Raw genomic sequence first — 7,353 nt, 5'->3', positions numbered from 1 at the left:
ATAAAATTCGCTTCCCTGAAACTTCTGGTCTAGGAATCAAGCCGGTTTCAGAAGAAGGAACAAAACGTCTTGTTCGTGCAGCCCTTAACTATGCAATCAACGAAGGCAGAAAATCATTAACACTTGTTCATAAAGGAAACATTATGAAGTTTACGGAAGGTGCCTTCAAAAACTGGGGTTATCAATTGGCTGAGGAAGAGTTTGGCGATAAAGTATTTACATGGGCTGAATACGATCGTATCGTAGAAGCAGAAGGAAAAGAAGCGGCTAATAAAGCACAGGCGGAAGCAGAAGCAGCTGGCAAAATCATCGTAAAAGATGCGATTGCCGACATCTTCCTACAACAAATTTTAACTCGTCCGCGCGAGTTTGACGTAGTGGCTACGATGAACTTAAACGGTGACTATATTTCTGATGCGCTGGCTGCACAAGTTGGCGGTATCGGTATCGCTCCAGGAGCGAACATCAACTATGAAACAGGACATGCCATCTTTGAAGCGACTCACGGTACAGCACCAAAATATGCCGGCCTTGATAAAGTGAACCCGTCTTCTGTTATCCTTTCAGGTGTATTAATGCTAGAACACCTTGGCTGGCATGAAGCGGCTAAACTAGTCATCTCTTCCATGGAGAAAACAATTGCTTCTAAAGTGGTTACTTACGACTTCGCCCGTTTAATGGATGGGGCGACAGAAGTGAAATGTTCTGAATTTGGTGATGAATTAATCAAAAACATGGAGTAAAGTATAATTTGATAGCATTCCTTTCCACAAAGGGATGCTATCAGTTCTGTCAAAAATGAAAGATTTGAAGAGTCAAACAAAGGGAATAATTTGTCTAAGACAATGGGGGAGGTCTTTTTCATGACAATCAAACGTAAAAAAATCTCAGTCATCGGTGCAGGTTTTACAGGGGCAACAACAGCATTCTTATTAGCGCAAAAAGAACTAGGAGATGTTGTAATCGTTGACATCCCACAATTTGAAAATCCGACAAAAGGTAAAGCGTTAGATATGCTTGAAGCAAGCCCTGTTCAAGGATTTGATGCAAATATCATCGGTACTTCTAATTACGAAGATACTGCTGGTTCTGATATTGTAATCATTACTGCAGGTATTGCACGTAAACCTGGTATGAGCCGTGACGATCTTGTTGCAACAAATGCAAAGATCATGAAATCTGTGACTCAGGAAATCGTTAAATATTCCCCGGATACTACAATTATCGTGTTAACAAATCCGGTAGATGCTATGACATATACAGTTTATAAAGAGTCTGGCTTCCCGAAACACCGTGTAATCGGTCAATCTGGGGTTTTAGATACAGCCCGCTTCCGTACGTTTGTAGCACAAGAGCTTAACTTATCTGTAAAAGACATTACCGGCTTCGTTTTAGGCGGTCATGGTGACGATATGGTTCCTCTTGTACGTTACTCTTATGCTGGAGGTATCCCTCTTGAAACACTTATTCCAAAAGATCGTTTAGATGCGATTGTAGAACGTACTCGTAAAGGCGGCGGTGAAATTGTAAATCTATTAGGAAACGGCAGTGCGTACTATGCACCTGCAGCTTCCCTAGTAGAAATGGCAGAAGCCATCCTAAAGGATCAACGCCGTGTGTTACCTGCTATTGCTTTCCTAGAAGGCGAATATGGATATGATGGTATTTACCTAGGGGTTCCAACAATCTTAGGAGCAAATGGTATCGAAAAAGTAATCGAATTAGAACTGACAGAAGAAGAAAAAACAGCATTAAATAAATCAGTCGAATCCGTTAAGAACGTAATGAACGTATTAGCTTAATTATATATAAAGAAAACTCGCCGATTGGCGAGCCTGTAAAGGCGAAGGCAGTGGCGTAGTTGTACTTATACTTAAGACTTAAAATCGGGTCCCTTTACCGTACCTGCAGCTGGGCTGCCAACTTATCCTTTCTTAACATATAAAGAAAGAAGGAAAATTCGAGGGACACCCCGAATTTTCCTTCTTACATACATACATAAATATAAACGTTTTCAAAAAAACGGTGCGGAGGTAACTTTTTTATGTTAGGGAAAAAAGGAAAACAGGAAGGCCCATCGAAGAAATGAAAGTTGGAGAAAAGTTAACATTCAAAACCAACACTATTGAACATCATATATTCGAAAACTTCTAGGCGTAACAGCCCACAAAACAGTTGGTATAAGAAAAAACAAAAATGAACCGTCATGAGAAATCCAAGTATAGCCAAGGGTTTCTTTGACGGTTCATTTCAGTTTAAAAATATGATTGTCATCTTTTAAGAATTTATTGGACAACTCTTTTTATTTCTTAAGGGGAGCTAAAAAGGGAAATCCCCCTTTTTAGCTCCCCTCATTGAGAACTTCAACAAATCATTGTATGATGGAAGTAAACTAAATATACACAGAGGTATGGATGAAGGCAGGGTTTTAATTCAGAAACTTGGAGGCATGTATGGGTAAGAAGTTATTAGTTGTGGATGATGAACAATCGATTGCTACATTGTTGCAATATAACTTACAACAGGCTGGCTTTAATGTGATGACCGCAAAAGATGGAGAAGAAGGCTATTATATGGCTATTGAGGAACGCCCGGATTTGATTGTATTGGATTTAATGTTACCGAAAATGGATGGAATTGAAGTTTGCAAGAGACTTCGTCAACAAAAGATTATGACTCCTATTTTAATGCTGACAGCGAAGGATGATGAATTCGATAAAGTGCTCGGACTGGAATTAGGAGCCGATGATTATATGACAAAGCCGTTTAGTCCGCGTGAAGTAGTAGCAAGGGTAAAGGCGATTTTGCGCCGGGCGCAGATTAGTGTACCTGAAGTGACGGCAGATGAAGAAGGGGAACGTATTTTTATTGGAGATTTAAAGATTTTGCCGGAACATTATGAAGCTTATTTTTTAGATGAGCGATTAGAATTGACACCGAAGGAGTTCGAGTTGCTGCTCTACCTTTCTAAACACAAAGGCCGCGTTTTAACACGTGACCAATTATTAAGTGCCGTTTGGAATTATGACTTTGCGGGTGACACCCGCATTGTAGATGTTCATATTAGTCATCTTCGTGAGAAAATCGAAAAGAACTCAAGAAAGCCTTTATACATTAAAACAATAAGAGGACTTGGCTATAAGTTAGAGGAGCCAAAATTTGATGAATAAGTTTCGATCACGACTTCTTTTTGCACTCCTTATTTTAATTATCATTGTATTAATTGGACTGGGCTTGCTTTTAGGACAACTTTTTAAAAGCTTTTATCTGCAAAATTTTCATGAACGAATGGAAAAAGAAGCAAAAGTGGTCGAACTTCTTGTACAAGAAGAGGGACTAACGAACCCGTTTTTGCAAAATAAGCTGGACCAAGTTAGTTCTACACTAAATGTTAGAACAACCATTATACACAAAAACGGAAAGGTACTGATTGACTCCAATGGGACCGGGAAAGAAATCAAAGAAGAGAGCAGGGCCGTCATTGAGGAAATCGTCCGTGGAAAACTACAAAACAAAAAAGGCTTTTACAAGGTAGAGGAGCAATATAATCTTTATTATTATGGCGTGCCGTTAACAGATAAGGGTCAGCATATTGGTTTTATTGTATTAAGTACATCTGTTGATTCGTTCAATAAAATCAATCAGCAAATTTGGGGCTTGCTGATTGGAAGCCTTGGCATGGCTCTAATTGTTATTCTGCTTCTTGGTGTGCGAATTATGACCCAATATACGAAACCAATTGAGTCCGCCACCCAAGTAGCCATGGAACTTGCGAAAGGGAACTATAAAGCAAGAACATACGAAGATTATGTGGACGAGACAGGCATGCTCAGTCAAGCAATCAATATGCTTGCACGCAATCTTCAGGATTTGATCAGCACACAGGAAATGCAACAAGATCGGTTGCGAACTTTAATCGAGAATATGGGAAGCGGTTTGATTTTAATTGATAGTAGAGGATACATCAATCTTGTCAATAAAGCATATAAAGAGCAGTTTAAAATTGAATCGTCCGATTACCTATATCACTTATATTATGAGGCATTTCGGCATAAAGAAGTGATTTCGCTCGTAGAAGAAATTTTCATGACAGAAACAAACACTCGAAAACAGCTTGTTTTGCCGATGAAAATCGAGAGGAAACATTTTGATGTATATGGCGCCCCGATTATTGGCCTAAATGATGAATGGAAAGGGGTCGTTCTTGTTTTTCATGACATTACGGAGTTGAAAAAGCTCGAGCAAATGCGTAAAGATTTTGTGGCAAACGTTTCTCATGAATTAAAGACACCTATTACCTCGATTAAGGGATTTGCGGAAACGCTCCTTGAAGGTGCGGGAGAAGACGAGCAAATCCGGGAACAATTTTTAACGATTATCCTAAATGAAAGTCACCGGATGCAAGGCCTCATTCAAGATTTGCTGGACTTGTCCAAAATTGAGCAACAGGGATTTAAGTTAACCATTCAGCCTGTTCATTTGCAGGAGTTGTTTGAAGAAATCTCTATGATGCTTTCTGGCAAAGCGGCAGACAAAAATATTAGTATGGAGCTGCGCTTACCGGATGAACCTTTATATATTGAAGCCGACCCGCTCCGCGTGAAGCAAATTTTTATTAATTTAATCAATAATGGGCTTACGTACACACCTGCCGGAGGTTTTATTGATATTTGGGCGAAAGAGAAAGAGGATCGTGTTGAGATTAGTGTACGGGACACAGGCATCGGAATCAGTGAAGAGGAAATACCGAGAATCTTCGAACGGTTCTATCGGGTAGATAAAGCGAGAAGCCGAAACTCAGGCGGCACTGGATTAGGACTTGCGATCGTTAAGCACCTAATTGAAGCCCATCATGGGAAAATTGAAGTGGCAAGTAAAGTAGGAGAAGGGACTACCTTTACAGTCACATTTTACAAATCTTCAAAAAAATTTACGTGAATTTTACAGTTTGTTTAAATTATCTTAATAAAACGTTGATAGACTTATCTTTGGAAACCCCTTCATCCAAGGAGCCAATGTGGAAAGGTGGAAACAGCATGCTGTTTCCACCTCTTCTTTTTTGCATGTTAAGAAAGCGCTTTGTTGAAGAATAATGATGATCTCTCTCCATGCTTTCTCCTATTCACGCGTTTCTGTTCTTTCATCTTAAATGGATTGACAAAGAGGTTATGTAAATTTACATATTTTGAAACTTTTAATACATATATTCGTATGAAAAAGTGGAACGAGAGGAGAGAGGTGTTACAGATGGTGAGTGCTAGGCGAATCAGTAGGTATGTTGGCATTGGACTTGGGATTTTACTGTTGGGGATTGTCGCTTTTACCACCTGGTATACAGTCGATGAGTCTGAACAGGCGGTTATCGCCACGTTTGGTGCCGTAGATGAGGGAGTGGCAGAGCCTGGTCTTCATTTTAAATTGCCATGGCCCATTCAGAAGGTACAAAAATTATCAAAAGAAACATTTAGTTTACAGTTCGGGTATAAAGAAAAAGATGGTGAAATCAAGGAGTTTCCAAAAGATACCAAAATGATTACTGGTGATGAAAATATCGTACTGGCTGACATGGTTGTCCAGTGGAAAATCACTAATCCGGAGAAATACTTATATAATTCTGAAGAGCCGAAAAAAATTTTATATAATGCAACAAGTGCTTCGTTAAGAAGCATCATCGGAAGCTCTAAAATTGATGATGCATTAACGTCAGGAAAAGCGGAAATTGAAGGTCAAGTAAGAGACCTGCTTTCTGACCTGGTAGATAGTTATGATATCGGGGTTTCTATATTAAGTGTAAAGCTGCAGGATGTTGAACTGCCAAATGAGGAAGTAAGGAAAGCTTTTACGAATGTAACGGATGCTCGGGAAACGATGAATACGAAAATTAACGAAGCGAATAAATACCGCAATAAACGGACGAAAGAGGCGGAAGGGGAAAAGGATGCAATTATCTCAACAGCCCAAGGGGATAAGGCAGCCCGCATTGAATCTGCCCGCGGTGATGTCGCTATTTTTAACTCGTTGTATAACGAATATAAAAATGCACCTGATATTACAAAACAGCGCCTTATTCTCGAGACAATCGACCAAGTCCTTCCGAACGCACAGATCTATATTATGAAAGATGACGGAAATACCATGAAATATTTGCCCATTCAACCTGCTCAAAAGCAGAAGGAAACACAGGCGGTACCGCCAGTTCAGAAAGAAGGAAGTGGGCAAAATGAGTAATGGAAATATAGTGGATATGAAGGAAAAAACGAAAGGGTCCATGGACTGGAGAAAATATACGAAGAGTGGATCCATGGTTTTATTGATCATTCTTTTGCTCGGCTTTCTTTTAAGCAATGTATTTATCGTCAAAGAAAGCGAGTATAAGGTTATTCGCCAATTCGGTGAAGTGGTAAGAATTGAATCCAAGCCGGGATTGAGCTTTAAAGTTCCGTTTATTCAATCGGTTACATCACTGCCGAAATACCAGATGGTTTACGATGTGCAAGAGGCTGAAATCAATACAAAAGATAAAAAGCGTATGCTCGTCGATAACTATGCAGTCTGGAAAATTGAAGATCCAAAAAAGATGATTTCCAATGCCCGGTCTGTTGTAAACGCGGAAACCAAAATGGGAGAGTTTATCTTTTCTGTTCTCCGCGCTGAATTAGGACAATTGAACTATGATGAAATTATCAATGATGAAAAAGCGAAAAGAGGAAGTGTAAATGATCGTGTCACGGAACAAGTGAATGAGCTGTTGGCAAAAGGGAATTACGGAATCACTGTTTCGGATGTGCGCATGAAACGAACGGATTTACCTCCGGAAAATGAGCAGTCTGTCTATACACGCATGATTTCAGAGCGTGAAACAAAAGCCCAGGAGTACTTGTCGATGGGGGATGCACAAAAAAATCGCATTACAGCCCAAACGGACAAAGAAGTAAAAGAGATGCTGGCCAAAGCCAACGCGGATGCAGAGGTAATACGCGGACAGGGTGAAACGGAAGCAGCCCGCATTTATAACAGCTCTTATTCTAAAGATCCACAATTCTATGAGCTATATCGTACGCTAAAATCATATATAAAAACAATTGATGATGAAACTGTCATTGTTCTTCCGGCTGATTCTCCGTATACGAGACTTTTACTGGGGAATTCAAATTAATGCTTGTCTTTCTGTCGAAAGGGAGCAGCAACTTGGCTGAGGCTGACCCATAAGTTCAAAAAAATGATGGATTTTATGTTTTATGCAAAATGGACCATCAATCAAAACCCATGGTGCTACTGGATTTATATAACGGTCCATTTTGCGGGGGGTGACTCAAAAGGGGCGATTTTTCCCCTTTTGGGTCACCCCCCGGC

The 7,353-nt window shown here is 39.9% G+C and carries 6 protein-coding genes; all 6 read left to right on the top strand.

What is annotated here, in order from left to right; all coding sequences use genetic code 11:
- Positions 1–743, top strand: a 743-nt coding sequence (locus ACFOU2_RS06580) for an isocitrate/isopropylmalate family dehydrogenase (protein ID WP_377913375.1), incomplete at its 5' end; no start/stop codon positions are given.
- A 120-nt stretch (positions 744–863) separates the two neighbouring features.
- Positions 864–1,802 carry a malate dehydrogenase gene (gene mdh / locus ACFOU2_RS06575; RefSeq protein WP_377913374.1) on the top strand — a complete coding sequence of 313 codons (939 nt, stop codon included), beginning with the start codon at positions 864–866 and terminating at the stop codon, positions 1,800–1,802.
- A gap of 651 nt (positions 1,803–2,453) precedes the next feature.
- Positions 2,454–3,170 carry a response regulator gene (locus ACFOU2_RS06570; RefSeq protein WP_377913373.1) on the top strand — a complete coding sequence of 239 codons (717 nt, stop codon included), beginning with the start codon at positions 2,454–2,456 and terminating at the stop codon, positions 3,168–3,170.
- Positions 3,163–4,938: a two-component system histidine kinase PnpS gene (gene pnpS / locus ACFOU2_RS06565; RefSeq protein ID WP_377913372.1), complete on the top strand. Its 1,776-nt coding sequence runs from the start codon at positions 3,163–3,165 to the stop codon at positions 4,936–4,938. The genes ACFOU2_RS06570 and pnpS overlap by 8 nt, the downstream gene beginning before the upstream one ends.
- 309 nt (positions 4,939–5,247) lie before the next feature.
- Positions 5,248–6,228: an FtsH protease activity modulator HflK gene (hflK, locus tag ACFOU2_RS06560; RefSeq protein WP_377913371.1), complete on the top strand. Its 981-nt coding sequence runs from the start codon at positions 5,248–5,250 to the stop codon at positions 6,226–6,228.
- Positions 6,221–7,156, top strand: coding sequence for a protease modulator HflC (gene hflC, locus ACFOU2_RS06555; protein ID WP_377913370.1), 936 nt, complete (start codon positions 6,221–6,223; stop codon positions 7,154–7,156). Before hflK ends, hflC begins: the two co-directional genes overlap by 8 nt.
- Positions 7,157–7,353: the final 197 nt, after the last annotated feature.

The sequence above is a fragment of the Bacillus songklensis genome, assembly GCF_042649685.1.
Taxonomy (GTDB): Bacteria; Bacillota; Bacilli; order Bacillales; family Bacillaceae_H; genus Bacillus_BA; species Bacillus_BA songklensis.
The sequence above is the reverse complement of the archived record's forward strand: the minus strand, read 5'-3'. Positions and strand labels throughout refer to the sequence as shown.